This is a genomic window from Bradyrhizobium sp. SZCCHNRI20481 (genome assembly GCF_032485055.1).
Lineage (GTDB): Bacteria > Pseudomonadota > Alphaproteobacteria > Rhizobiales > Xanthobacteraceae > Bradyrhizobium.
The window spans coordinates 254274-279191 of sequence record NZ_JAUEUE010000010.1; the positions used below are offsets into that span (position 1 = coordinate 254274).

Annotated in this window: 26 protein-coding genes; 19 read left to right on the forward strand and 7 right to left on the reverse strand. The window is 65.0% G+C overall.

The features are described from left to right. Positions 1 to 52 precede the first annotated feature (52 nt). The 8 genes from QX132_RS18330 to QX132_RS18365 all read left to right on the forward strand — a co-directional run bounded on the left by QX132_RS18330 (position 53) and on the right by QX132_RS18365 (position 7286). Complete coding sequence (locus QX132_RS18330; RefSeq protein WP_315737343.1) at positions 53 to 595, forward strand: OsmC family protein; 543 nt, start codon at positions 53 to 55, stop codon at positions 593 to 595. A 34-nt stretch (positions 596 to 629) separates the two neighbouring features. Beyond that, positions 630 to 1751, forward strand: a complete 1122-nt coding sequence (locus tag QX132_RS18335) for an acyl-CoA dehydrogenase family protein (protein ID WP_315811611.1) — start codon at positions 630 to 632, stop codon at positions 1749 to 1751. A 50-nt stretch (positions 1752 to 1801) separates the two neighbouring features. After that, positions 1802 to 2677, forward strand: a complete 876-nt coding sequence (locus QX132_RS18340; RefSeq protein ID WP_316162252.1) for a sulfurtransferase — start codon at positions 1802 to 1804, stop codon at positions 2675 to 2677. Positions 2678 to 2783: 106 nt separating this feature from the next. Continuing rightward, entirely contained in the window at positions 2784 to 4169 is a 1386-nt protein-coding gene (locus tag QX132_RS18345; protein WP_315776522.1) for a CmpA/NrtA family ABC transporter substrate-binding protein, read from the forward strand. A gap of 211 nt (positions 4170 to 4380) precedes the next feature. Beyond that, complete coding sequence (gene ntrB / locus QX132_RS18350; protein WP_315759036.1) at positions 4381 to 5220, forward strand: nitrate ABC transporter permease; 840 nt, start codon at positions 4381 to 4383, stop codon at positions 5218 to 5220. A gap of 158 nt (positions 5221 to 5378) precedes the next feature. Further along, positions 5379 to 6281, forward strand: a complete 903-nt coding sequence (locus QX132_RS18355; RefSeq protein WP_315759035.1) for an ABC transporter ATP-binding protein — start codon at positions 5379 to 5381, stop codon at positions 6279 to 6281. Between the two features lie 50 nt (positions 6282 to 6331). Continuing rightward, a complete protein-coding gene (gene cynS / locus QX132_RS18360; RefSeq protein ID WP_315779742.1) occupies positions 6332 to 6820 on the forward strand; it encodes a cyanase in 489 nt (162 codons plus the stop codon). A gap of 112 nt (positions 6821 to 6932) precedes the next feature. Continuing rightward, on the forward strand, positions 6933 to 7286 hold the full coding sequence (locus tag QX132_RS18365) for a gamma-glutamylcyclotransferase family protein (protein ID WP_315798245.1): 354 nt from the start codon (positions 6933 to 6935) through the stop codon (positions 7284 to 7286). Between the two features lie 55 nt (positions 7287 to 7341). Here QX132_RS18365 and QX132_RS18370 read toward each other — a convergent pair whose 3' ends face one another. Further along, positions 7342 to 7662, reverse strand: a complete 321-nt coding sequence (locus QX132_RS18370; RefSeq protein WP_315798246.1) for a DUF1476 domain-containing protein — start codon at positions 7660 to 7662, stop codon at positions 7342 to 7344. A gap of 311 nt (positions 7663 to 7973) precedes the next feature. Between QX132_RS18370 and purC the strand changes: the two genes are divergently transcribed. From purC to QX132_RS18395, 5 genes are all read left to right on the forward strand, one after another. Continuing rightward, the gene (gene purC, locus QX132_RS18375) at positions 7974 to 8741 is read left to right on the forward strand and encodes a phosphoribosylaminoimidazolesuccinocarboxamide synthase (RefSeq protein ID WP_208866972.1); all 768 of its coding nucleotides are present in this window, start codon (positions 7974 to 7976) and stop codon (positions 8739 to 8741) included. 13 nt (positions 8742 to 8754) lie between these two features. Beyond that, the gene (gene purS, locus QX132_RS18380) at positions 8755 to 8997 is read left to right on the forward strand and encodes a phosphoribosylformylglycinamidine synthase subunit PurS (protein ID WP_315737351.1); all 243 of its coding nucleotides are present in this window, start codon (positions 8755 to 8757) and stop codon (positions 8995 to 8997) included. Between the two features lie 188 nt (positions 8998 to 9185). Further along, entirely contained in the window at positions 9186 to 9887 is a 702-nt protein-coding gene (gene purQ, locus QX132_RS18385) for a phosphoribosylformylglycinamidine synthase subunit PurQ (RefSeq protein WP_315779744.1), read from the forward strand. Positions 9888 to 10085: 198 nt separating this feature from the next. Then, positions 10086 to 11342: a DUF1236 domain-containing protein gene (locus QX132_RS18390; protein WP_315779869.1), complete on the forward strand. Its 1257-nt coding sequence runs from the start codon at positions 10086 to 10088 to the stop codon at positions 11340 to 11342. A gap of 236 nt (positions 11343 to 11578) precedes the next feature. Beyond that, on the forward strand, positions 11579 to 12316 hold the full coding sequence (locus QX132_RS18395) for a tetratricopeptide repeat protein (RefSeq protein WP_315737718.1): 738 nt from the start codon (positions 11579 to 11581) through the stop codon (positions 12314 to 12316). A gap of 99 nt (positions 12317 to 12415) precedes the next feature. Here the strand turns inward: QX132_RS18395 and QX132_RS18400 are convergent, their stop codons facing one another. Beyond that, positions 12416 to 12898, reverse strand: a complete 483-nt coding sequence (locus QX132_RS18400; RefSeq protein WP_315759029.1) for a PaaI family thioesterase — start codon at positions 12896 to 12898, stop codon at positions 12416 to 12418. Between the two features lie 196 nt (positions 12899 to 13094). On the opposite strand from QX132_RS18400, the gene purL reads away from it, so the two are divergent. After that, a complete protein-coding gene (purL, locus tag QX132_RS18405) occupies positions 13095 to 15302 on the forward strand; it encodes a phosphoribosylformylglycinamidine synthase subunit PurL (protein ID WP_315776527.1) in 2208 nt (735 codons plus the stop codon). A 303-nt stretch (positions 15303 to 15605) separates the two neighbouring features. Here the strand turns inward: purL and QX132_RS18410 are convergent, their stop codons facing one another. After that, positions 15606 to 16802: an acyltransferase gene (locus QX132_RS18410; protein WP_315776528.1), complete on the reverse strand. Its 1197-nt coding sequence runs from the start codon at positions 16800 to 16802 to the stop codon at positions 15606 to 15608. A 432-nt stretch (positions 16803 to 17234) separates the two neighbouring features. On the opposite strand from QX132_RS18410, the gene QX132_RS18415 reads away from it, so the two are divergent. Beyond that, entirely contained in the window at positions 17235 to 17408 is a 174-nt protein-coding gene (locus tag QX132_RS18415; protein WP_009031962.1) for a DUF1328 domain-containing protein, read from the forward strand. 81 nt (positions 17409 to 17489) lie between these two features. Here QX132_RS18415 and QX132_RS18420 read toward each other — a convergent pair whose 3' ends face one another. Next, positions 17490 to 17855, reverse strand: a complete 366-nt coding sequence (locus QX132_RS18420; protein WP_316162256.1) for a DUF427 domain-containing protein — start codon at positions 17853 to 17855, stop codon at positions 17490 to 17492. A 251-nt stretch (positions 17856 to 18106) separates the two neighbouring features. On the opposite strand from QX132_RS18420, the gene QX132_RS18425 reads away from it, so the two are divergent. Then, positions 18107 to 18346, forward strand: a complete 240-nt coding sequence (locus QX132_RS18425; protein ID WP_315737357.1) for a BolA family transcriptional regulator — start codon at positions 18107 to 18109, stop codon at positions 18344 to 18346. Positions 18347 to 18384: 38 nt separating this feature from the next. Then, positions 18385 to 19587, forward strand: a complete 1203-nt coding sequence (locus QX132_RS18430) for a low temperature requirement protein A (RefSeq protein ID WP_315774281.1) — start codon at positions 18385 to 18387, stop codon at positions 19585 to 19587. Here the strand turns inward: QX132_RS18430 and egtD are convergent. Both egtD and egtB read right to left on the reverse strand, forming a co-directional pair. Continuing rightward, entirely contained in the window at positions 19563 to 20534 is a 972-nt protein-coding gene (egtD, locus tag QX132_RS18435) for an L-histidine N(alpha)-methyltransferase (RefSeq protein WP_316162259.1), read from the reverse strand. The two genes, QX132_RS18430 and egtD, sit on opposite strands and share 25 nt — an antisense overlap. Before the next feature lie 54 nt (positions 20535 to 20588). After that, positions 20589 to 21839, reverse strand: a complete 1251-nt coding sequence (gene egtB, locus QX132_RS18440; RefSeq protein WP_316162260.1) for an ergothioneine biosynthesis protein EgtB — start codon at positions 21837 to 21839, stop codon at positions 20589 to 20591. Between the two features lie 306 nt (positions 21840 to 22145). On the opposite strand from egtB, the gene grxD reads away from it, so the two are divergent. Together grxD and QX132_RS18450 are read left to right on the forward strand one after the other, a co-directional pair. Further along, positions 22146 to 22484 carry a Grx4 family monothiol glutaredoxin gene (gene grxD / locus QX132_RS18445; protein WP_006609190.1) on the forward strand — a complete coding sequence of 113 codons (339 nt, stop codon included), beginning with the start codon at positions 22146 to 22148 and terminating at the stop codon, positions 22482 to 22484. Positions 22485 to 22598: 114 nt separating this feature from the next. Next, entirely contained in the window at positions 22599 to 23819 is a 1221-nt protein-coding gene (locus QX132_RS18450; RefSeq protein WP_316162301.1) for a serine hydrolase domain-containing protein, read from the forward strand. A 3-nt stretch (positions 23820 to 23822) separates the two neighbouring features. On the opposite strand, the gene QX132_RS18455 is transcribed toward QX132_RS18450, so the two are convergent. After that, positions 23823 to 24890: a threonine aldolase family protein gene (locus tag QX132_RS18455; RefSeq protein WP_315774285.1), complete on the reverse strand. Its 1068-nt coding sequence runs from the start codon at positions 24888 to 24890 to the stop codon at positions 23823 to 23825. Positions 24891 to 24918: the final 28 nt, after the last annotated feature.

A 24918-nucleotide genomic window follows, 5' to 3' on the forward strand; every position in this document is an offset into this window, starting at 1 on the left:
TTCGTGCAGGATACAGACCGTTCGGTATCCTCATCCCAGGGAGAGAAATGAGATGACCGCTGTGGTTCAGAAGACGGCGCTGACGGGCTGCCTCGCACCCATCGACAAGAACGGGCTCGAACAGCTCATCGTCAACGGCAAGGCCAACCCCAAGGTCATCAAGACCCTGAAGTGCAAGACCGTGGCGGAAGGCAAGTTCCGCCACGCCAACTACATCCGCAACCTCGCGCCCTACATCGTCGACGAGCCGCCGGGCCTGCTCGGTGACGACACCGCGCCCAATCCGTCGGAGGCCTCGCTGGCCGCGCTCGGCTCCTGCCTTGCGGTGGGTTTGCACGCCAATGCCGTGCATCGCGGCTGGACCGTCAACAAGCTCGAGCTGGAGCTCGAGGGCGACCTCAACATCACCGCTGTCTGGGGCACCGGCGACGTCAGCGAGAAGCCGGTCGGCTTCACCGACGTGCGCGTCAAGGTCGACATGGAGTGCGAAGGCATTTCCAAGGAGGAGGTCCAGGCCCTGGTCGACCACGTGAAGAAGTGGTCGCCCGTCGCCAACACCTTCACGCGTCCCGTCAATCTCGAGGTCGGTGTCTGAGCCTGGCTCGAGGCCATATGGAGCGGAGGACGTCATGGGTTCACTCGGACAGCATCTGGCGATCGACAGTGCGGGCGTGATGCCCGTGCCGTCGACCGTGGAGCAGGTCGCGGCGATCGCGCGCAACGAGCTTGCGCCGCTGGCCAGCGGAATCGACGCCGGAACGGTGTATCCGGCTGACGTTCTCCGCCGCTTCGGCGAGGTCGGCGCGTGGAGCAGCCACGTGCCGGACAATGGCGCGGCGGATCTCAACTGTGCGATCGATGCCATCGGCGCGATCGGCGAGGTCTGCGGCGCCTCGGCCTTCATGGCGTGGTGCCAGAACACGCTGGTCTGGTACATCGCCAATTCGGACAACAAGGCGCTCAAGAAGCGTCTGCTCGACGATGCCGCGAGCGGCAGGCTGCTCGGCGGCACCGGCCTTTCCAACCCGATGAAGAGCTTCTTCGGCATCGAGAAGCTCAAGCTGAAGGGCCGGAAAGTGGAGGGCGGCTACGTCGTGCGCGGCGTGCTGCCCTGGGTCTCGAACCTCGGGCCGGACCACATGTTCGGCACGATCTTCGAGCGCGAGGATGCGCCCGGCGAGATCGTGATGTTCATCGTCGACTGTTCGGACCCGGCGGTGACGCTGCAGCCGTGCCAGCAGTTCCTCGCAATGGACGGCACCGGCACCTACGGCATCCAGCTCCGCGACCTGTTCGTGCCGGACGAACTGATTCTGGCAGATCCCGCTGGCCCCTTCGTGAAGAAGATCCGCGCCGGCTTCATTCTTCTGCAGGCCGGCATGGCGCTCGGCCTGATCAGGGACTGCATCAAGATCATGCAGGAGGTCGAGGCGCCGCTCGGCCACGTCAACCGCTATCTGCCGCAGCAGCCGGTCGACTTCAGCGCGCTCGCCGATGAGCTCGCACGGGAGACCATGATCCTCGCCAGCGATCCGTTCAACACGGACGAGACCACCTGGCGCAAGGTCGTCGCGCTGCGCCTCCGGGCCGGGGAGGCCAGCGTGGCTGCGGCTCACGCCGCGATGCTCCATTGCGGAGCGCGCGGCTACATCAAGGGCAATCGCGCCGAACGTCGCCTGCGCGAGGCCTATTTCGTCGCGATCGTCACCCCCGCGACCAAGCAGCTCCGCAAGATGCTCGCCGACGGCTGACGCCGGCGAGAACGGCAAACCAACAAAGTTTAGACCAGGAGAGGCCTGCCATGACGGACGTTCTGATTACTGCCGGCGAACTCGCTGATTTCATCAAGAAAGAACCGTGTGTCGTCATCGACACCCGCAATCCGGATGCCTATGGCGCGGGACATCTTCCCGGCGCGGTCAACGTCCATGAGATCTTCACCTATCTCGCGACGTCGACGCCGGAAGGCATCGAGGAGCTGAAGACGAAATTCGCCGACGCGTTCGGCGCCGCCGGCCTGTCGGGTGCCGAGACCGCCGTCGTCTACGAGCAGTCGATGAACTCCGGCTTCGGCCAGTCCTGCCGCGGCTACTTCCTGCTGACGATGCTGGGCTATCCCAAGATCAAGGTGCTGCATGGCGGCTACGATGCCTGGGTTGCCGCAGGCATGGCCGTGACCACCGATGCGCCGTCGCCGGCCAAGGCCTCGTTCGCGATCGTGCCGGAGGCGGGCAGCATCCTGATCGACGCCAAGGCCATGCTGGCGGCGGTCGGCAATCCCGCCATCGCCATTCTCGATGTCCGCGATGTCGACGAGTGGATCGGCGATTCCTCCTCGCCCTACGGCAAGGATTTCTGCCCGCGCAAGGGCCGCATCCCCGGCGCCGTCTGGCTCGAATGGTACCGCATGATGAAGCCGACCGCCGAAGGTCCGCGCTTCAAGTCGAAGGACGAGATCCTCGCCGAATGCGCCACCGTCGGCATCACCCCGGACACGCCGGTCTATCTCTACTGCTTCAAGGGCGCGCGTGCGTCGAACACCTTCCTCGCTCTGAAGAACGCCGGCGTGAAGGATGTGCGGATGTATTTCGGCTCGTGGAACGAGTGGTCGCGCGACCCGTCGCTGCCGATCGAGGAAGGTCTGCCGATGCCGGCGATGACCAGCAAGGCGGCATAAAAGCTGCATAGAAAATTCGCAAGGGCACGTCCGGCCGCTGAAAAATGCGGCCGGATGAGCAGTTCGAAGGCGCAGTTCGCGCAGGTGTGACAAAGGGGCGCAGCACATGTCGATTTTCGATGATCCGTTCGATGCCGAGGCCAGCGTGAATGCCGGTTGTATCTGCGGCCAGCATCGCAGTCCGGCCGAACACGAGCACGCCGTGCTGGCGCTGCGCTGCGAGCCCGTGACGGACTCCACCGAGAAGCGTTACGAGAACGTGGTCGCGTCAGCCGTGCTGCGCGCGGTGTTTCCGGAAGCAGCCACCCGTCGCGCGTTCCTGAAGTCGGTGGGTGCCGCCACCGCGCTCGCCGCGGTCTCACAATTCTTTCCGCTGAAGACGGCGACCGAAGCCTTTGCCGAAGCGGGCGCGCCAGAGAAGAAGGATCTCAAGGTCGGCTTCATCCCGATCACCTGCGCGACGCCAATCATCATGGCCGCGCCGCTCGGCTTCTATGCCAAGGCCGGGCTCAACGTCGAGGTGGTGAAGACCGCCGGCTGGGCCGTCATTCGCGACAAGACCATCAACAAGGAATACGACGCCTCGCACATGCTGGCGCCGATGCCGATCGCGATCTCGCTCGGGCTTGGCGCGCAGCCGATCCCGTTCACCGTACCTGCCATCGAGAACATCAACGGGCAGGGCATCGTGCTGGCGATGAAGCACAAGGACAAGCGCGACCCGAAGGACTGGAAGGGCATGAAGTTCGCCATTCCGTTCGACTATTCGATGCACAATTATCTCTTGCGCTACTATCTCGCCGAGCACGGCATCGATCCCGACACCGACGTGCAACTGCGCTCGGTGCCGCCGCCGGAGATGGTCGCGAACCTGCGCGCCGACAACATCGACGGCTTCCTCGCGCCGGACAACATCTGCCAGCGTGCGATCTTTGACGGCGTCGGCTTCCTGCATATTCTCTCGAAGGAGATCTGGGACGGTCACCCCTGCTGCAGCTTCGCGGCGAGCCGCGAGTTCATCACGGCCGCGCCGAACAGCTTCGCCGCGCTGACCCGCGCCATCGTCGATGCCACCGCCTATGCGTCGAAAGCCGAGAACCGCAAGCAGATCGCCGAGGCGATCGCGCCGGCCAACTACATCAACGCGCCGGTGACGGTGCTGGAGCAGGTGCTGACCGGCACCTATGCCGACGGCCTCGGCGGCGTGAAGACCGATCCGAAGCGGGTCGATTTCGATCCGTTCCCGTGGCAGTCCTTCGCGGTTTGGATGCTGACCCAGATGAAGCGCTGGGGCCAGATCAAGGGCGATGTCGACTACAAGGCGGTCGCCGAGCAGATCTATCTCGCCACCGACACCCGCAAGGTCATGACCGACATGGGCCTGACGCCGCCAAAGGACTCCTACAAATCGTTCTCGGTGATGGGCAAGCCGTTCGACCCGACCAAGCCGGACGACTACGTCGCCAGCTTCAAGATCAAGAAGGCGTCGTGATGGGGGCGACGAGGGCGACGCTGCCGACCCCACCCATGGTGATGAACACGCCGCCAACCACACCACCGGTGTCGTCCCCGCGAACGCGGGGACCCATACGCCGTGACCTGTCTTGGGGCAGGGGCGGTAGCGACAATCGTTTCCATCAACTGCCGACGGTGGTTATGGGTCCCTGCGTTCGCAGGGACGACAGCGTGGGTGGAGCGACGTCATGACCGCCTCACTCCGCCTGCGCGCCGCCGTCGTCTCGATCGTCTTGTTGGCCGTCTTCCTCGGCGCCTGGCATATCGCCACCCGTAGCACGGGCACGGCTGCCAACATGAGCCCCGAATACGCCAAGCTGATGGGCATGACAGCGACGCAAGGCAAGTCGGCGATGCCCGGGCCGCTCGATGTCGGCGCCAAGCTGTGGGAGCATCTGCGGCGGCCGTTCTACGACAACGGTCCGAACGACAAGGGGCTCGGCATCCAGCTCGCCTTCTCGCTCGGGCGGGTCATGCTCGGCTACCTGATCGCGGTCGCGGTCGCGATCCCGCTCGGCTTCCTGATCGGCATGTCGCCCTTGATGAGCAAGGCGCTCGATCCGTTCATCCAGATTCTCAAGCCGATCTCGCCGCTCGCCTGGATGCCGCTGGCGCTCTACACCATCAAGGATTCCAGCCTGTCGGCGATCTTCGTGATCTTCATCTGCTCGGTTTGGCCGATGCTGATCAACACCGCGTTCGGCGTTGCCAGCGTCCGCAAGGAGTGGATCAACGTCGCCCGCACCCTCGAGGTCGGGAATTTCCGCCGCGCCTTCACCGTCATCCTGCCAGCGGCGGCGCCGACCATCCTGACGGGCATGCGGATCTCGATCGGCATCGCCTGGCTCGTGATCGTCGCCGCCGAGATGCTCGTCGGCGGCACCGGCATCGGCTACTTCGTCTGGAACGAGTGGAACAACCTGTCGATCACCAACGTGATCATCGCGATCCTGCTGATCGGTCTCGTCGGCATGGTGCTGGATCAGATCCTGGCCCGCGTGTCGCGGCTCGTGACGTTTCCGGAGTAGGGCATGATCAGGCGAACTGCTGCAAGGTGCGCAACTCCGTTCCCCTCCCCCTTGCGGGGAGGGGTTAGGGGTGGGGGTGCCCCAGGCACGAGTCTTTGTGGGGAACCCCCCTCCCTGCCCCTCCCCCACAAGGGGGGAGGGAACGGAAAGACCTTCCTATGACCGACAAGTTCATCTCCATCGAGGGGATCGCCAAGCGCTATGATGGGGCGCGGAGCACGACGATCTTCGAGAACCTGTGGCTCACGATGGCGCGCGGCGAGTTCGTCTGCGTGATCGGCCATTCCGGCTGCGGCAAGACCACGGTGCTGAATGTTCTTGCCGGCCTCGACGTGCCGAGCGAGGGCGCCGTCATCGTCGATGGCCAGGCGATCGAGGGGCCGAGCCTCGACCGCGCCGTCATCTTCCAGAGCCACGCGCTGCTGCCGTGGCGGACGGTGCTCGGCAACGTCGCCTATGCGGTCTCGTCGAAGTGGCGCAAATGGGACCGCGCCAAGGTCAAGGCGCATGCGCTGAAATATATCGAGCTCGTCGGCCTCGCCGGCTCGGAGCACAAGCGGCCGTCGGAGCTGTCCGGCGGCATGAAGCAGCGCGTCGGCATTGCCCGCGCGCTGTCGATCACGCCGAAGATCATGCTGATGGACGAGCCGTTCTCAGCGCTCGATGCGCTGACGCGCGGCACGCTGCAGGACGAGGTGCGGCGCATCTGCGTCGAGACCGGCCAGACCGTGTTCATGATCACCCACGATGTCGATGAGGCGATCTATCTCGCCGACAAGATCGTGCTGATGACCAACGGGCCGGGCGCGGTGCTGGCGGAGATCGTCGAGAACCCGCTGCCGAAGGACCGGCTGCGCGGCGACCTGCACCGCCATCCGCTGTACTACGCGCTGCGCAACCACATCATCGACTTCCTGGTCAGCCGCAGCAAGACCTTCACCGCCGAGACGCCCGATTACGACCCGCGCAAGGTGCCGGTGGTGAAGATCGGGCGCAGCGAGCCGACGATCGTCGCGTCCAACCCGGTCGAGAACGACGCGCCGCAGGCGATCGCCCGCTGACGCCCAGCCGGAAGAAACCCATCAACGAAGACTCTCAAGGGAGACCAAGCATGAAGCGATCCGACCTCACCGAGAAGCTGCTCGACATCAAGCGCGAGAAGGGCTGGAGCTGGAAGTACATCTGCGAGACGATCGGCGGCTATTCCGAGGTGCTGATCGTCGGCGCCATCCTCGGCCAGATGAAGCTGACCAAGCCGCAGGCCGCCAATGCGGGCGAGCTGTTCGGCCTGTCGAAGTCCGAGATCGCGATGCTGAACGAGACGCCGATGCGTGGCGAGGGCGTGCAGATGCCGCCGACCGATCCGCTGATCTACCGCTTCTACGAGCTCGTGATGATCAACGGCCCGGCCTGGAAGGAGCTGATCCAGGAGGAATTCGGCGACGGCATCATGTCGGCGATCGATTTCGACATGGTGATGGAGCGCCTGCCCAATGCCAAGGGCGACCGCGTCAAGATCACGATGTCGGGCAAGTTCCTGCCGTACAAATATTACGGCGCCAGCGGCAACGTGCCGGAATATGGATTTAAAGAGGAATAGCGAGCAGGGAATAGCGAGTAGCGAATAGAACGACATCCTATTTGCTGCTCGCCATTCACTCTGGTGTCAGATATGTCTATCCGCGATTGGCCAGATCGCGCGGAGACTGCGCTTGAGCGTCATCCAGACCACGTTCCTGTTCTCCTATGGCACGCTTCAGCTCGAAAGCGTTCAATTGAAGTCTTTCGGCCGACGTCTCGTCGGGCGTGCCGATTCGATGCCGGGCTTCAGAAAGAGCTTCATTGAGATCACGGACCCGGATGTGCTCGCCAGCAGTGGAGAGCAGTTTCACCCTATCGTCGTGCCGAGCGACGATCCTGACGATGCCGTCGACGGAACGGTGTTTGAAATCACGGCAGCCGAACTGCACGCAGCCGACCAGTACGAGGTGGCCGATTACAAGCGGGTAGATGTGGTGCTGCGCTCCGGCACTCGCGCGTGGGTGTACGTCAAAGCAGGCGAGTAGCGAAGAGGGGACGGACATCCCCATTCGCTACTCCCAAGCCGCTATTGGCCTCGCACTATCCCGCCTTGATCTGGGCGACCGCGGTCGCCAGCAGCTCGCTCATCTTGGCGCGGACCTCGGCCTCGGTAACGGAAGCGCCCTTGGCGGTGAGGTCGCCCAGCACCTTGCGCAGCACGTCGGCATCGCCCGCTTCCTCGAAATCGGCCGCGACGACCTCCTTTGCGTAGGCGTCGGCGTCAGCGCCGGACTTGCCGAGCTTTTCGGCTGCCCACAGGCCGAGCAGCTTGTTGCGGCGGGCTTCTGCCTTGAACTTCAATTCCTCGTCATGGGCGAATTGCTTCTCGAAGGCGTCCTCGCGCTTGTCGAACGTGGTCATGGTCGGAACTTCCAGTGTTGCCGAAGAGGGTTAACCGCGCAGGCGGTTGCGGGGCGGTGGCCGCACGCCTAAATAATTGGAACATCTTGCCAATACAACGGGTACGAGGCCGCAGGGAAGGGCGGTAAAACTCCGCTCCCGAGGCCCGGATCGATTGTGCTCGGGACACCAATGAGATAGGTTTCCCACAGGCCCGGTTCTCGTTCTGTTTCCTTAACATCCGGGCCCTCGCGGCAGCTCCGTCGTGGTCCTGTCCAAAGTCATCCGGAGCCCACCATTTCATGGATTTCAACAAAACACGGTACATCCCAATGAGCCGTCGGCGTCGCATTTATGAAGGCAAGGCCAAGGTCCTGTACGAAGGCCCCGAGCCGGGCACCCTGATCCAGCACTTCAAGGACGACGCCACCGCCTTCAATGCCAAGAAGCACCAGGTGATCGAAGGCAAGGGCGTCCTCAACAACCGCATCTCGGAGTACCTGTTTCAGCACCTCAACGACATCGGGGTACCGACTCACTTCATCCGCCGGCTCAATATGCGCGAGCAGTTGATTCGCGAGGTCGAGATCGTGCCGCTCGAGGTCGTCGTTCGAAATGTGGCGGCGGGCTCGCTGTCGCAGCGCCTCGGCATCGAGGAAGGCACCCAGCTGCCGCGTTCGATCATCGAATTCTATTACAAGAACGACCAGCTCAACGACCCCATGGTGTCGGAGGAGCACATCACCGCGTTCGGCTGGGCGACCCCCCAGGAGATCGACGACATCATGGCGCTCGCCATCCGCGTCAACGACTTCCTGACCGGGCTCTTCCTCGGCATCGGCATCCGCCTCGTCGACTTCAAGATGGAGTGCGGCCGGCTGTTCGAGAACGAGATGATGCGGATCATCGTCGCCGACGAGATTTCCCCCGATTCCTGCCGGCTGTGGGACATCAAGTCGAACGAGAAGCTCGACAAGGACCGCTTCCGCCGCGATCTTGGCGGCCTTCTGGAGGCCTATACCGAGGTCGCCAAGCGGCTCGGCATCCTGATGGAGAACGAGCGTCCGGTGGGCTCCGGTCCGGTTCTCGTCAAGAGCTAAAAGGGAACAAGACGTGAAAGCGCGTGTCACGGTGACGCTGAAATCCGGCATCCTCGATCCGCAGGGCAAGGCGATCGAGGGCGCCCTCAAATCGCTCGGCGTCGACGGCGTCGCGAGCGTGCGCCAGGGCAAGGTGTTCGACATCGAGCTCGAAGGCGCCGACAAGGCCAAGGCGGAGGCCGCCCTGAGGGCGGCCGCCGACAAGCTGCTCGCCAACACGGTGATCGAGAATTACCGGGTGGAGCTGCTGGGATAGGGCAATGGCCGTGACCGAGCGCGAGATCTACGAGCGACTGCTGGAGATCTCGCGTGATCTGGTCCTTGTCGAACATTCGGTCGATGAGCTCCTTGCCGGTGTGCGAGCGTTGAATTTGGAGCTCTCGTCAGACTCAAACACTCTCGCGTGGCCGCGAGGGAGCGATCCTCGAGCAAGCACGTAAGATCATGAAATCCGCCGTTCTCGTCTTCCCCGGCATCAACCGCGAGCGCGACATGGCGCGCGCGCTGCGCATGATCTCCGGCCATGAGCCGGCGATGGTGTGGCACGCCGAGACGTCGCTGCCGAAGGGCACCGATCTCGTCGTCGTCCCCGGCGGCTTCTCCTATGGCGACTATCTGCGCTGTGGCGCGATCGCGGCCAGGGCACCTGTCATGGATGCGGTGCGCGACCACGCCGCCAAAGGCGGTCTTGTGCTCGGCGTCTGCAACGGCTTCCAGATCCTGTGCGAATCCGGCCTGCTGCCGGGCGTGCTGATGCGCAACGACAAGCTCAAGTTCATCTGCAAGGACGTGCATCTGCGGGTCGAGCGCTCCGACTCGCCGTTCACGCGCGGCTACAATGCCGGCCAGGTGATCCGCGTGCCGGTCGCCCATGGCGAGGGCAACTATGCAGCCGACGAGGAGACCCTGAAGCGCCTCAATGGCGATGGCCGCGTGCTCTATCGCTACTGCTCGGCCGATGGCGAGGTCGGCGACATCAGCAACATCAACGGTGCTGCGCATTCCATCGCCGGCATCGTCAACGAGAACGGGAATGTGCTTGGCATGATGCCGCATCCCGAGAATCACGTCGAGGACATCATGGGCTGCACCGACGGTCGCGGCCTGTTTGCCGGTCTCGTCGCCCATCTCGATCGCGCGGCCTGAAGGCCGTTCATCGAAATCGTTCCGTAGCTTTTTTCTCGCGCCGCCCGGCAACACCGGGCGGCTGTTTGCGTTGTCCGCCCGATTCCATGGGGCATGAACCAAGGAGGTTCTTATATGACGACGAAACATTGGCTGGGAACTGCCGCCATCATTCTCGCGATCGGCGCGGGTGCGAATGCCGCGTCAGCGCAATCGGAAATGAAGCACGAGGGTGGCCCGGCCGCGGCCTCGCCGCGCGAGGCGGCCCGTCCGGGCGCGGAGTCCAAGGGCGGCGGCGCTGCCGCGGCGGAACGCGCCGGGTCCGATGCGAAGCAGAGCGCGCAGGATCTGCGCCGCAGCGAACCTTCGTCCTCGACCGGGCGCGAGCAGGCGCAGGAGCGAGCCTCGGAGCGCTCGGCGCATGAGACCAAGCAGGGCGCTGACAGCAAGGCTGAGCGCGGGCCGGCCTCGGCGCAGCGCGACCACGATGCCAAGGACAGCGCCGAGACCAGGTCCCAGGCTGACAGCAAGCAGTCTGACAGCAAGGGCAAGGCCGAGTCGAAGCAACAGCAGGGACGCGCCGACGAACCGCGCAAGGGCGAGGATCGCGCGGCCGAGAGCAAGTCGGGTGCAACCGACCGCAAGTCCGACCGCGAGGCCGATCGCAGCGGCATCGACAAGAGCCGGCAGAGCCAGGACGAGCGCAAGGCCGGCACGTCGGACCAGGCGGCCGACAAGCAGACCGACCGCAGCAGGCAGCCCAATCAGCCGGGCGCAACGGACAGCAAGAGCACGACCGCGCAGCAGAACCAGCAGACCGGTCCGGCCGGCGCCACCGCGGGCAAGCCGGATGCGACCGGGCAGGCCAGCAACCAGACCCAGACCAACAGCACCCGCTCGAGCACGCAGGTTTCGGTCAACGAGCAGCAGAAGACCCGCGTGGTCGACCAGCTCAAGCGTGATCACGACTTCGACCGTGCCCGCACCGATATCGACATCCGCATCAATGTCGGCGAGCGCCTGCCGGAGCGCGTGCGGCCGCGTCCGCTGCCGTCGGAGATTGTCACCATCGTTCCGCAATATCGCGGCTACGAGTATACGGTTGTGCATGACGAGATCGCCATCATCGATCCGCGCAGCCGCGAGATCGTCGACGTGATCCCGCAAAACGGCATGCGCGCCGATCGCGGCTATGACCGCGGTGGCTACGGCGTAAGCTCGACCCGCATCGTGCTGTCGGACGATCAGCGCCAGATCCTGCGCCGCGCCGCCACCGAGACAGGCACTGTGGGCTCGACGACATCGTCATCGACCTCGTCCGGACCGAGCTGCCTGAGCCTGCGCCGCGTGCCCGATGAGCTCGCGCGCAGCAATCCGGAGCTCGCCAACTACCAGTATCTGGCGATCGGCGAGCAGGTCGTGCTGGTCGACCCGCGGGATCAGAAGGTGGTGCAGGTCATCGACCAGCAGCAATAACAGCGCGGCGATACGACGGCGGCTCGAGGGCGGGAGCGCGACGCGCTTCCGCCCTTTTTCGCGACAGGACCGCCTTCCGTACGGCCATTGAACAAGCCTTGCTCTGTTGTTTGAACCGGCCGTTGTCCCGATGCGTCCAACCGGCATCGTCAATTGAGCCGGCGGATGCGGGATTGTCGGCCGCGCTCGGCCACGCTATCAACGTCGGCGTGTAGGGATTGGCCGTGGGGACCGTCGTGCCGGTTGCACTCGTCATTATACTTCTTCAGATCTCGCTGATCTACCACGCCTCGCGTACCGGGCGGATGCAGCCCTGGGCGTTCATCATTTTGCTGGTCCCCTTGATCGGCGCGCTCGCCTACATCGTGGTCGAGCTGGTGCCGGAATGGCTGGGCAGCCACGACGTCCAGAAGGCGCGCAAGCGCGTCGCCAACAAGCTCGACCCGGAGAAGTACTACCGCGAGTTGTCCGATCGTGTCGCGATCACGGACACGATCGCCAACCGCGCGGCGCTGGCCGAGGAATGCGTCGCCGTCGGACGCTATGACGAGGCGGAGCAGCATTACGATCACATCCTGAGCCTGCCGATGGGCCACGAGCCGCTGTTCGCGCTCGGCAAGGCCAAGGCGCAGTTCGCGCGCCGCCGCCCCGCGGATGCGCTGGCGACGCTCGACGAGCTGCAGAAGGCCTGGCCGGACTACAATTCGGCCGAGGCGCATCTGCTCTATGCGCGGGCTTTGCAGGAAGCCGGCCGCACCGACGAGGCTATCGAGGAGTACCAGGCGCTGCTGGACTATGCGCCGGGCAGCGAGGCGAAGGTCCGCTACGGCACGCTGCTCAAGCTGGTCGGCCGGATCGATGAGGCCAAGGTCGTGTTCACCGAGCTGCTGATCCAGATGAAGCGCGCGCCACGACATGTGCGCAAGGCGCAGGCCGAGTGGATCGCCCTCGCCGAGAAGCAGCTCGCGGGGTGACGCCGGAAGCCCGGGTGAGTGCAGCGATATCCGGGTTCACGGACAGCGCGCGTGAGACCCCGGATATCGCTGCGCTCATCCGGGCTACGACATCATCCGCTACGGCGAGTTCGCCGCCTCCGGCGTCCGCCGCTTGACCCGCTTGATGGTCCCAGAGAACGAGAACAGCGGCCTCGGGCCGGAATGCAGCATGCCGCGCAGGAAGATCAGCGAGGCGCCGGCGCGGGTGACCTCGCCGGTGGCCTCGATCAACTCACCCTCGCGCGCCGCGTCGAGGAATTCGCTCGAGAACGACACCGTGACACCCGGGCCCTGCATGATCGGCGCGGCGAAGGCGAACAGGCAGTAGTCGGCGAAGGTCATCAGGCAGCCGCCATGGACGTTGCCGCCGCCGTTGAGGTGCTTCTTCTCGACCCGGAAGGCGCAGCGGATCGAGCCATCGTCCTCCATCCGGTGCCAGAATGGCCCGGTGTGGGATTCGTAGCTGTCGCGCATCCAGGTCCGCCAGCCGGCGAACTCGCCGTCGGTCGCGATGTGGATGCCAGGACGGTTCTCGAAGGCGGAACGGGACAGGTCGTGCACGTGTCAGGGCCTTTAACTGTTGATTTACCGTCTTAAATCCGATTGGTCGCCAATCTGCAAATATCCCTTCTGGCGGTCCGGGCCAAAGCTCTGGACAGGGCGGAATAGGGCCGTAAAAGGCCTTTTCCCGCCCTGGCGATCTTTCTATGAAGCAGGCTTCAAGGGACCAGCGGCCCACGGGCAAAGGCATTTCTCCATGCGCAATGAACCGCAGATCACCCCCGAGCTCGTCGCCGCCCACGGGCTGAAGCCCGATGAATATGAGCGCATCCTGAAGCTGATCGGGCGGGTGCCGACCTTTACCGAGCTCGGCATCTTCTCGGCGATGTGGAACGAGCACTGCTCGTACAAGTCGTCGCGCATCCATCTGCGGGGACTGCCGACCAAGGCGCCCTGGGTGATCCAAGGCCCCGGCGAGAATGCCGGCGTGATCGACATCGGCGACGGCCAGGCGGTCGTGTTCAAGATGGAGAGCCACAACCACCCGAGCTACATCGAGCCGTACCAGGGTGCGACCACCGGCGTCGGCGGCATCCTGCGCGACGTGTTCACGATGGGCGCGCGCCCGATCGCCTGCCTGAACGCGCTGTCGTTCGGCGCGCCGGAGCATCCCAAGACCCGGCATCTGGTGTCCGGGGTGGTGGCCGGTATCGGCGGCTATGGCAACTCGTTTGGCGTTCCGACGGTCGGCGGCCAGACCCGCTTCCACACCCGCTATGACGGCAACATCCTGGTCAACGCCATGGCGGTCGGCCTCGCCGACGCCGACAAGATCTTCTATGCGGCGGCCTCCGGCGTGAACATGCCGATCGTCTATCTCGGCTCCAAGACCGGCCGCGACGGCATTCATGGCGCCTCGATGGCCTCGGCCGAGTTCGACGATTCCTCGGAGGAGAAGCGCCCGACGGTGCAGGTCGGCGACCCCTTCGCCGAGAAGCTGCTGCTGGAGGCGTGCCTAGAGATCATGGCCGCGGACTGCGTGATTGCGATCCAGGACATGGGTGCGGCCGGCCTGACCTGCTCGGCGGTCGAGATGGGCGCCAAGGGCGACCTCGGCGTCGATCTCGATCTCGATGCCGTGCCGACCCGTGAGATCGGCATGAGCGCCTACGAGATGATGCTCTCCGAAAGCCAGGAGCGCATGCTCATGGTGCTGAAGCCGGAGAAGGAGAAGGAGGCGGAAGCGATCTTCCGCAAATGGGGGCTCGATTTCGCGGTGGTCGGCTACACCACGCCGAGCAAGCGGTTCGTGGTGAAGCATGGCGGCGACGTCATGGCCGACCTGCCGATCAAGGAGCTCGGTGACGAGGCGCCGCTGTACGACCGTCCGCATGTGGCCTCATCGGCGCTGCCGGTGATCCACGCCCGCGAGGTCAAGTCGCCGATGGACATCATCCCGGCGTTGGAGAAGCTCGTCGCAACGCCCGATCTGTGCTCCAAGCGCTGGATCTGGGAGCAGTACGACCATGTGATCCTCGGCAACACCGTGCAGCGCCCCGGCGGCGATGCCGCAGTGGTGCGCGTGCAGGATGGCCCGAAGGGGCTTGCGCTCACCGTCGACGTCACGCCGCGCTATTGCGAGGCCGACCCGTTCGAGGGTGGCAAGCAGGCCGTCGCGGAGGCCTGGCGCAACATCACCGCGGTCGGCGGCCGGCCGCTCGCCATCACCGACAATCTCAATTTCGGCAACCCGGAGCGGCCCGAGATCATGGGGCAGTTCGTCGGCTGTCTGAAAGGCATTTCGGAAGCCTGCCGCGCGCTCGACTTCCCCGTCGTCTCCGGAAACGTCTCGCTCTACAACGAGACCAATGGCCGCGCGATCCTGCCCACGCCGTCGATCGGAGGCGTCGGCCTGCTCGATGATTTCACCAAATCGGCGAGCATCGCGTTCAAGGCCGAGGGCGAGGCGATCCTGTTGATCGGCGAGACCCATGGCTGGCTCGGCCAGTCGGTCTACCTGCGCGACATCTGCGGCCGCGAGGAGGGCGCCCCGCCGCCGGTCGATCTCGCCGCCGAGAAGCGCATCGGCGATGTCGTCCGCGGCATGATCCATGCGGGCACAGCGACGGCCGCACACGATCTCTCCGACGGCGGCCTGCTGGTGGGGCTCGCCGAGATGGCGATGGCCTCCGGGATCGGCGCGCGGCTGCTGGCCGCGCCTGCGTCGATCGTGCCGCATGCCTATTGGTTCGGCGAGGACCAGGCGCGCTATCTCGTGACGGTGCCGGAGACCGAGGCTGGCCGCGTGCTCGCCAAGATGCGCGGCGCCGGCGTGTCGTGCACCCGCATCGGCACCACCGGCGGCACAGCGCTTGCCATCGCTGGCGACGCGTCGGTCGAGGTCACTGCGCTCAAGACCCGCTTCGAGAGCTGGCTGCCCGGCTACATGGGCGGGGCCGCCTAACTCACCCCTGTCGTCCCGGACAAGCCACGACGGCGCAAGGCGCCGTCGCGGCGCCGATCCGGGACCCAGACTCCGCGGCCGCGGTTGTCACGCACGCTGGTCGTTGAGCTCTTTCAACAACGACGCCCTGTGGTTATGGGTCCCTGCTTTCGCAGGGACGACAGGGGAAATTGCCGTGAGCGCCGCAGCCTTGCCCGGCGTCATTGCGAGCGAAGCGAAGTAATCCAGGACTCCATCGGCGGATGCAGTCTGCATTGCTTCTTCGCTTCGCTCCTCGCAATGACGGAGGAGACAGGGTCGTGCTTACAGCACGTTCTTCGCTCCCGGAATCTGCCGTAGCGCCCACGTTGCACCCCAGCTCAGGAGCACGGTGGCGACGAAGGCGATCGTGGCCTTGGCAATGGCCGGCAGATTGAGGTCGAACAGCCAGTACTGGATCCACAGCACGATCGGATAGTGCACCAGGAACATGCCATAGGCATCGGCCTGCATGCGATCGAGCACGGAGAATTCCGAGCGGCGGTTGTTGAGGAAGTAGGACAGGATCGCGAACAGGATCGCGGCGCTGAAGATGACGAACAAGAAGCCGTAGGCCGCCTCGTACCACTGCGGCAACACGGGCGGATTGCCCAGCACCTGGCGCTTGATCGTGATCAGCACCCAGAGCAGCGCATAGGGCACGAGCGTGACCACGATCCAGGCCCCGAGTCCGCGCTGCGACATCTGCCCTTCTGCGGCCAGCAGGCCGCGTTCGAAATTGGCCGAGCCGATGCCAGCCCCGACGTAGAAATAGGCGGCGTAGAGCAAGACGCGGCTGGCCTGCACCGAGAGCGGTCCGGCCTCGAACCAGAAGGTCGGGCCGAAATAGAGCCGGGACGGGATGTAGAGCACGCCAGTGATCAGCAGGAAGACGAAGAAGAAGTCGCCCGGATTCTCGAAGGCGCGCTGCGACAGCCGGTTGATCGGATCCAGCAGGCGCGGCGAGACGCGGTACAGCAGGGCCGCCGAGGTGTCGAACGCCAGCAGCACCCAGATGAACCAGATCGGCCCGCTCGGCCATGGACCGACCGTGACCGTCTTCCACCAGAAGGCAGCGAAGCTGGCTTCGGGATTGGCGCGCAGCTCGATCGCGTAATAGGCAAACGGAATGACGGTCAGGGCCGCGATGGCGAAGGGCAGGCCAAGACGCAACAGCCGGTCGCGCAGGAATTGCAGCGTCGACTTGTGAGCAAGGCCCGACCACACGAACAGGCCCGACAGGAAGAAGAACATGGCCATGAAGAAGCTGTCGGTGGCCAGCACGATGGCATCGAAGCCGAGGAAGGACGTCGGATCGGTGTGCCCGAAATAGGTATAGGGAATCACGGCGTGGTGGAGCAGCACCACCAGCGTCAGGAATGTCCGGGCATGATCGAGCGCGGCGTTGCGCGCCCGGGCGCGCGGGCGGGCCTGAAGCTCGACCTTTGCGGCCGCCGCCGATTGTGTAACCGATATGACCATATGCCCCCCAGCGTCGCTGCTGCCCGGCCCGTGCAGCGGATGTGACGTTCGCATCCCCTTCGCCGCGGGGCGTCACGCAAACGCCGTCCAAGGCTGCGCGAGCCGGAATGATTCAATGAGATCGTGTGACTGTCTGGCACCGTCATTCGCTGGAGACGCCCGCAAGCGAGCGAATGACGGCGCCGGACCACCAGATGTTGTCGTTGGTGCTGCAAATCAGCAAGTGCCGCGGTCCGCAAGCCGGTTTCTCACACCCTCTGCCGATTTCCGCTCCCGATATCCTTACGAACCGACGACCTACGAAGTTACGGGCGGGACTGCCGTGGGTTGCGCACTTCTCGGCGACGGGATCGATGGCCGAAGGAACCGGTTCCCCGCGGCATCGTTAGTGAGGCGCCGCGCCGGCACGGCGCAGAACCGGAGGACCATACCGTGACACTTCTCAAATGGGCGTTGCTGTTCTTCGTGATCTCGGTGGTGGCCGGTATTCTCGGCTTCACCGGCATTTCGGCAGCTTCCGCCGACATTGCGCGGATCCTGTTCTACATCTTCCTGGTGATCTTCCTCGTGCTCCTGATTCTGGGGCTTACGATTTTCAGAGTGTAGCACGCCATCAGGTCAGTGACCGAAACGACCGCCGCGCCGGTATGGCCTCGCGCCGGCCGCGCGGCGGGCTGTCACCGCAGTTCAATCAACTGCGATCTCCTCGATCCGCACCTTGTCCGGATAGAACGCCAGGTGGCCCGAGATCTCGGTCATCGCCGGGAAGGGCGCCTCGTAGCTCCAGATCGCATTGTCCAATGTCTTGCCGTTGGCGACGACGCTGAAATAGCTCGCATCCCCCTTGTACGGACAATGGGTGACACGATCGGTCTTCTGCAGGGCCTCCATGTCGACGTCGGCCCGCGGCACGTATTGAACCGCGGGGTAGCTCGCTTCCTTCAGCGTCAACGCGCGGGTGGTGTCGGCAATCACGGCGCCGTCGGCGATCACCCGCACACGTTTCGGATTGGGGGTGATGGTGATCGGGTGATCCGGTCCTGGAAGCTTCATGTCGCCCTCACGATTCAGCCTTTTGGGTGCGTCACCCGGTCCGACGTATCTCGTTTGATCCCGGTATATAGTGGTTCCGCGCGTGACCTCGAAAGCGGTTCGCGCTAGATTTCACCATCACGGTCCCGCGAGAACGCCTTGATTCGCCGTGCTCGGCGGGCCACTGATGGGAGTGCAGCCAAGCCGCGGGCCCTGCGGGCTACATCGTCCACGGGATGCGGCGCCTGCCTGACATAAGGAGATGCACCGGGATGCCCATGGATGCCCACGATATCGAGCAGATGATCAAGTCTGCCATCCCTGACGCCCAGGTGACGATTCGCGATCTCGCCGGCGACGGCGACCATTACGCCGCGACGGTGATCTCGGAATCGTTCCGCGGCAAATCCCGCGTGCAGCAGCATCAGCTCGTCTATCAATCGCTGCGCGGCCAGATGGGTGACGTGCTGCACGCTCTGGCGCTGCAGACCGGCGTGCCTGAGCAGCGCTGACCGTTCATTGCAGATCGCGCAGCACGCATCCGGGGGAGATGGCGGTGGACGATCCGCGTGGTGCGCTGTTTCGCGTCATTGAGCCGAACCGGCACAGCCGGGTCACGTTCGTCGAGCTGTTCTTCGATCTCGTCTTCGTCTACGCGGTGACGCAGATCTCGCACTATCTGATCGGCCATTTCTCGCCGCTCGGCGCCGCCCAGACAGCCGTCCTGTTTCTCGCGGTCTGGTGGGTGTGGGTCTACACCGCCTGGGTCACCAACTGGCTCGATCCCGAGAAGGCGCTGGTCCGAGGTCTCTTGTTCGCGCTGATGCTGGCGGGCCTCGTGCTGTCGATGTCGATCCCGCGGGCGTTCGACGACCGCGGCCTGTGGTTCGCGATGGCCTACGCCGCCATGCAGGTCGGCCGGACCGCGTTCTGGTTGACCGCGACGCCGCCGCAGCGATCTGCCGTCCGCCGCAACGCCGCCCGCATCCTCTCCTGGCTCAGTGCCTCCGCCGTGCTCTGGCTGCTCGGCGGCCTTGCCGAGGGCCCGGCGCGGATGGGGCTGTGGGGGGCGGCGCTCACCCTGGAATATGTTTCGCCGGCCGTCCGCTTCTGGGTCCCCGGGCTGGGTGCATCCACCGTGGAGGACTGGATGGTCGAAGGCGGCCACATGGCGGAGCGCTGTGCGCTGTTCATCATCATCGCGCTCGGCGAATCCATCGTCGTCACCGGCGCGACCTTTGCCGAGCTCGACTGGACCGGAGCCAACATTGCCGCCTTCGCCAGCGCCTTCATCGGCACGGTGGCGATGTGGGCGGTGTATTTCAACCGCGGCGCCGAGGCGGGATCGGAGGTGATTTCGCAGTCGGCGCAATCCGGGCTGATGGCGCGCTCGGCTTACACCTACTTGCACATGCCGATCGTCGCCGGCATCATCGTGTCGGCCGTGTCGGACGAGATCGTCCTGAAGCACCCGCTCGGGCATGCCGACTTGAATACGGCGGCGACAACGATCGGCGGTCCGTTCGTGTTTCTGCTCGGGACCATCCTCTTCAAGTTCAACATCCGCGGTTTCCTGCAATTGTCGCACGGCGCTGGACTGCTGGCGCTGATCGGGCTCGGCTGGTTCGCGACCGAACTGTCGCCTCTCGTGCTCTCGGCCCTGACGAGCGCGTTGCTGGCGATCGTCGCCTTGTGGGAGACGCTGTCGCTGCGATCGAAGCCAGAGCCTCACGCCTCGGCGACGAGCGCCTGAACCGAGAACATCTTCTCGGCATCCGTCCACACGGTCCGGACTTTCCAGCCAGAACCACGGGCCAGCGCGCCGAAGCGCTCGATGCTGTATTTGTAGCTGTTCTCGGTGTGGATGCTCTCACCGGCGCGGAACGAGAGGGTGGTGCCGAGCAGCCGTACAGTCTGCGGCTTCCGCGCCACCAGATGCATCTCGATGCGGTGCTGCTCGCGATTGTAGATCGCCCGGTGGACGAAGGCGGACAGGTCGAAATTGCCGCCGAGCTCCCGGTTCATCCGCAACAGCAGATTGAGATTGAAGCGCGCGGTCACGCCGGCCGCGTCGTTGTAGGCGGCATGCAGGACGCGCTCGTCCTTCTCCAGGTCGACACCGACGATCATCAGCGCGCCGGTCCCTAGGATCTCGCGCGCTGAGCGCAGGAAGCGGCAGGCCTCGTGCGGCTCGAAATTGCCGATCGTCGATCCCGGAAAGAAGCCGACCTTCGGCTTGCCGTCGATGGCCTCGGGTAGTTTGAACGCCGTCGTGAAGTCGGCGACGACCGGGTGCACGGCGAGCTGCGGGAAGTCGCGGCGCAGGCTGTCGGCCTGTGCGGTCAGGAACTCGCCGGAAATATCGACCGGCACGTAGGCCGCGAAGCGGCAGCTTTCCAGCAGCAGCCGCACCTTGGTGGTGGCGCCGGCGCCGAACTCGACCAAGGCCGCCTCATCGGGAATGATCGCTGCGATCTCGGCGCCGCGATCCCTGAGAATGCCGAGCTCGGTGCGGGTCGGATAGTACTCCGGCAGCCGCGTGATCTGCTCGAACAGATCCGATCCCGCCGCGTCATAGAAATACTTCGGCGACAGCTGCTTGGGCTGCTGCGCGAGGCCTGCGACCGCATCGCGCGCGAATGCCGACGTCTCGGCGTCGGGAAGGTGAGCGTTGGACAACGTGTTGACGTGCACGTTCATGATACTCTCCTGGACGCGCACGGGCGCGACTGTCGGGAAGCGAATGTGGGTTGATCAGGCGTAGTCGGCGAGCCGGAGCCCAGTGAATTGCCAGCGATGATGCGGATAGAAGAAGTTGCGATAGGTGACGCGGCTGTGGCCTGCCGGCGTCGCGAGCGATGAGCCGCGCAGCACCAGCTGATTGACCATGAATTTGCCGTTGTACTCGCCGAGCGCGCCTTCGATGGCACGATAGCCGGGATAGGGGCTGTAGGCGCTGCGGGTCCATTGCCACACGGTGCCGAAGGCATCATTGAGCTGGTTGCCGCGCGCGGCGACCTCCCACTCCATCTCGGTCGGTAGGTGCTTGCCGCGCCAGCGCGCGAACGCATCAGCCTCGTAGTAGCTGACGTGGCAGACGGCTGCGTCAGGATCGACGGTCGTCAATCCGCCCAGCGTCATGATGCGCCACTCGCCCTCGACCTTGTACCAATGACCGGGAGCCTGCCAGCCCTCGCGGCTGGCGGCAGCGAAGCCGTCCATGAGCCAGAGCGTGGCGGTCCGGTAGCCGCCGTCATCCATGAAGGCGAGCCACTCGGCATTGGTGACGAGATTGCGCGCGATCCCGACCTGCCCGACGAGCGCCCGATGCGCCGGCCCCTCATTGTCGAAATGGTAACCATCGCCGGCGTGCCCGACGGTGTGGATGCCTTCGGGGAGGTGGACCCAATCCTTGCTCCGGTCCGTTGGGGACGGAAATGTCCACGATGGATCGTAGGCCGGCGCCGTCGGATTCTGCGCGAACGCATGCAGGATGTCGGTCAGCATCAGCTCCTGGTGCTGCTGCTCGTGATTGAGGCCGACCTCCACGAGCGGCGCCACGGCTGCCAAGGTCGCGGCGTCGGCTTGGCCCAGGAAGTCGACCATGGCCGCGTCGACATGCCGGCGGTACGCCGTGATCTCGGCCACCCCCGGGCGGGTGATCAGGCCCCGCTCGCCCCGCGTGTGGCGCGGGCCCGCACTGACGTAATAGGAGTTGAACAGGAAGGCATAATCGGGGTGAAAAGGGGCATATCCTCGGCAGTGCGCGCCGAGCACAAATTGCTCGAAGAACCAAGTGGTATGGGCGCGATGCCATTTGGCCGGACTGGCGTCCGGCATCGATTGGATGACCTGGTCTTCCGGGGTCAGCGGGGCCGCCCGGGCTTCGGTCTCGTTCCGGACCGCGAGATACGCCTCGATCAGACTGCCGGCCAGGCGACCCGGCCCAGGGGTTTGCGCAGCGGTGATCTGATGCGGGGCCGTGGCGGACGCTGAACTGGTCACGAGGGTCTCCGTTTGCCGGGAGAAAACGATGTTCGACGGAACAAGTTCCTTTTGGGCGGTTCGTCCTAGATAGGGGCTTGGTTACGGGATGAAACCCTCGTGGCGGCTATAATATTGCTGCCATCAGCCTATGGTCCGGCCGGGTGACTGTGTTGCGGACTGATCCTCGGCATTTTACTTTGGCTGAACAACGGTTTGCGCTACATATAAGACAGTGACGGTCGGCTCTGGACGAAATCTGTCCGGCGGCGACCCGCGCGGCACCGAGCCCCAGGCGTTCCTTGAGGCGCCCTAGAGGAAGCGAAGATGAGCATTGAGCAATTCATTGACAACGAAGTGAAGTCGAACGACGTCGTCCTGTTCATGAAGGGGACACCGCAGTTTCCGCAGTGCGGATTTTCCGGCCAAGTCGTGCAGATCCTGGACCACGTCGGCGTCGGCTATAAGGGCCTCAACGTTCTCGAATCTGCCGAGCTGCGCAACGGCATCAAGACGTTCTCGAACTGGCCGACGATTCCGCAGCTCTATGTGAAGGGCGAGTTCGTCGGTGGCTGCGATATCGTCCGCGAGATGTTCCAGAGCGGCGAGCTGCAGCAGCTGTTCACCGACAAGGGCATCCCGGTCGGCACGGCGGCCTCGGCCTGAGCTATCCGCGGACATCCCCCAACGCAGCGCTGACGGGATTGTCGGCGCCGCGTTGATGGCACGGCGCGGCAGCGTGCGATGTCGAGAGCAAGACTGACGGGCGGGGCTGGCGTCATGGACGGCCTCGTCTCGCGACGCGCGTTGCTCGGCGCACTCTTCGCGGCGCCCATGCTGCCTGCTCTGGCCCGCGCAGGCGCACAGTCGCCGCGCGATCTCGACCGGCGGCGCCTCGAGGCGGTCCCGACCTATTTCCGCGACGAAGTCTACGCCGGCAACATTCCGGGCGCGGTCGTGCTGATTCAGCAGCACGACAGCCCTGTCCTGCTGCAGTGTTTCGGTGTTCGCGATCCCGCGACGCGCGCGCCGATGACGGAGGATGCGATCTTCCGCATCTACTCGATGTCGAAACCGGTCACGTCGGTGGCGGCGATGATGCTGGTCGATGACGGCAGGCTGAAGCTCGATGATGCGCTGGCGAGCTACATTCCCGCCTTCGCTGACGTGAGGGTCGGCGCTGCTCCAGTGGCGCGCCCGATCACCATCCGCGATCTGCTGCGCCATACCTCCGGCATCACCTACGGCTTTTATGGCGAGACGGCCGTGCGCCGGCTCTATGCGAAGGCGCCTCTGTTTGACGGCGACATCGACAACGCCACCTTCGTCGAGCGCCTCGCCAGGCTGCCGCTGGCCGAGCAGCCTGGCACGGTGTGGGACTACGGCCACTCGACCGATGTGCTCGGGCGTGTGATCGAAATCGTCTCCGGCCGCTCGCTCTATGAGTTCGAGCAGGAGCGGCTGCTCGGGCCGCTCGGCATGCGCGAGACGGCGTTCTTCCTCGCCGACCCGAGCCAGCGTAGCCGCGTCGCCGAACCGTCGCCGCGCGACTGGTTCGATCGTCCGATCGCCGGCATCGACGATCCCATTCGGCCCAGACGCTGGGAGTCGGGCGGGGCGGGGATGATCAGCACCATCTCCGACTACGCGCGGTTCGCTCAGATGCTGCTGAACGGCGGTGAGCTTGACGGCCGCTATTATCTCAAGCCTGAGACCGTCGCGGTCATGACGCGGGATCATGTCGTTGGGGCGGGAATTCGTCGTGACGACCTCTATTTTCCCGGCGCCGACAGCGGCTTCGGCTTGGGTTTCTCCGTGCGCATCACGGAGAAGCCTCCGGTGCCATCAGGCGAATATGGCTGGGACGGCGTCGGCGGGACGTTCTTCTTCATCGATCCCGCCGACGACCTGTTCGTCATCGTCATGATGCAGGCGCCCTCGCAGCGCGGCCGCATCGCGAGCGATGTGCGGCGGCTGGTCTATGCGGCGCTCGCACCATGATCCTCATGCTCCGCGCAAGATCTCCCGGACATGGCCGATGGTCTCCTCGATCATGGCTGCGGTCACGTCGAGATGGGTGCAGGCGCGGATGCGGCCGTCCATCATCGCGAGCAGCACGCCGCGCTTGCGCAGCTCGGCCACCATCTTGTCGCCGGGCACACCGGCGCCGTCGGGCTTGAAGAACACGAGATTGGTCTCTGGCTCCTGGACCTCGACGCCCTGGATCTGCGACAGCCCGCGCGCCAGCGCCCGTGCATTGGCGTGGTCCTCGGCGAGCCGGTCGACATGGTGATCGAGCGCGTAGATGCAGGCTGCCGCGACGATTCCGGCCTGGCGCATCGACCCGCCGAGCCGCTGCTTCCAGCGCCACACCTCGTCGATGAAGGCGGCGCTGCCGGCGAGCACGCCGCCGATCGGCGCGCCCAGCCCCTTGGAGAAATCGATCCAGGCCGAATCCCAGCCCGCGGTCATCTGCGCCGCCGGAATGCCGGTGGCGACGGTGGCATTGAGCAGCCGGGCGCCGTCCATGTGCGTCGCCATGCCCTGGGCCTTCGCGATCTGCACGATCTCGTCGAGCGCGGCCTTCTTCCAGATCGTGCCGCCGCCGATATTGGCGGTCTGCTCGACGCTGACGACGGTCTGCGGCGGCTGGTAGCGCGAGCGCGGATGCAGCGCGGCGCGGAATGTCTCCGGCGTGAACTGGCCGTCGGGCCCCTTCAACTGCGTCACCTGGAAACCGCCGAGCGCGGCATGGGCGCCGCCCTCGCGCGAGATGATGTGCGCGGTCTCATGCGCGAGGATCTCGTCGCCCGGCCGGCAATGCACCAGCGTCGCCGCGACGTTGCACATCGTGCCCGACGGCATCAGCACCGCGGCCTCCTTGCCGAGCAGCGCGGCGACGCGGCCGCACAATTCATGCACGGTCGGATCGTCGCCGATCTGCTCGTCGCCGACCTCGGCGCGCGCGATGGCCTCGCGCATCGCGGCTGTCGGGCGGGTCTGCGTGTCCGACAACAGATTGACGCGCACGGGCGGCGCCTTGGGATCGCGCGGGGGCGGGGTGTAATACATCGGCAGTCCTCGTTCGGCTCATCACGAC

Excerpts from the sequence above, each read along its gene's own strand:
- QX132_RS18330 (WP_315737343.1), top strand. The coding sequence starts at position 53 with ATGACCGCTGTGGTTCAGAAGACGGCGCTGACGGGCTGCCTCGCACCC.
- QX132_RS18335 (WP_315811611.1), top strand. The coding sequence starts at position 630 with ATGGGTTCACTCGGACAGCATCTGGCGATCGACAGTGCGGGCGTGATG.
- QX132_RS18340 (WP_316162252.1), top strand. The coding sequence starts at position 1,802 with ATGACGGACGTTCTGATTACTGCCGGCGAACTCGCTGATTTCATCAAG.
- QX132_RS18345 (WP_315776522.1), top strand. The coding sequence starts at position 2,784 with ATGTCGATTTTCGATGATCCGTTCGATGCCGAGGCCAGCGTGAATGCC.
- ntrB (WP_315759036.1), top strand. The coding sequence starts at position 4,381 with ATGACCGCCTCACTCCGCCTGCGCGCCGCCGTCGTCTCGATCGTCTTG.
- QX132_RS18355 (WP_315759035.1), top strand. The coding sequence starts at position 5,379 with ATGACCGACAAGTTCATCTCCATCGAGGGGATCGCCAAGCGCTATGAT.
- cynS (WP_315779742.1), top strand. The coding sequence starts at position 6,332 with ATGAAGCGATCCGACCTCACCGAGAAGCTGCTCGACATCAAGCGCGAG.
- QX132_RS18370 (WP_315798246.1), bottom strand. The coding sequence starts at position 7,662 with ATGACCACGTTCGACAAGCGCGAGGACGCCTTCGAGAAGCAATTCGCC.
- purC (WP_208866972.1), top strand. The coding sequence starts at position 7,974 with ATGAGCCGTCGGCGTCGCATTTATGAAGGCAAGGCCAAGGTCCTGTAC.
- purQ (WP_315779744.1), top strand. The coding sequence starts at position 9,186 with ATGAAATCCGCCGTTCTCGTCTTCCCCGGCATCAACCGCGAGCGCGAC.
- QX132_RS18390 (WP_315779869.1), top strand. The coding sequence starts at position 10,086 with ATGAAGCACGAGGGTGGCCCGGCCGCGGCCTCGCCGCGCGAGGCGGCC.
- purL (WP_315776527.1), top strand. The coding sequence starts at position 13,095 with ATGCGCAATGAACCGCAGATCACCCCCGAGCTCGTCGCCGCCCACGGG.
- QX132_RS18410 (WP_315776528.1), bottom strand. The coding sequence starts at position 16,802 with ATGGTCATATCGGTTACACAATCGGCGGCGGCCGCAAAGGTCGAGCTT.
- QX132_RS18420 (WP_316162256.1), bottom strand. The coding sequence starts at position 17,855 with ATGAAGCTTCCAGGACCGGATCACCCGATCACCATCACCCCCAATCCG.
- QX132_RS18425 (WP_315737357.1), top strand. The coding sequence starts at position 18,107 with ATGCCCATGGATGCCCACGATATCGAGCAGATGATCAAGTCTGCCATC.
- QX132_RS18430 (WP_315774281.1), top strand. The coding sequence starts at position 18,385 with ATGGCGGTGGACGATCCGCGTGGTGCGCTGTTTCGCGTCATTGAGCCG.
- egtD (WP_316162259.1), bottom strand. The coding sequence starts at position 20,534 with ATGAACGTGCACGTCAACACGTTGTCCAACGCTCACCTTCCCGACGCC.
- grxD (WP_006609190.1), top strand. The coding sequence starts at position 22,146 with ATGAGCATTGAGCAATTCATTGACAACGAAGTGAAGTCGAACGACGTC.
- QX132_RS18450 (WP_316162301.1), top strand. The coding sequence starts at position 22,599 with ATGGACGGCCTCGTCTCGCGACGCGCGTTGCTCGGCGCACTCTTCGCG.
- QX132_RS18455 (WP_315774285.1), bottom strand. The coding sequence starts at position 24,890 with ATGTATTACACCCCGCCCCCGCGCGATCCCAAGGCGCCGCCCGTGCGC.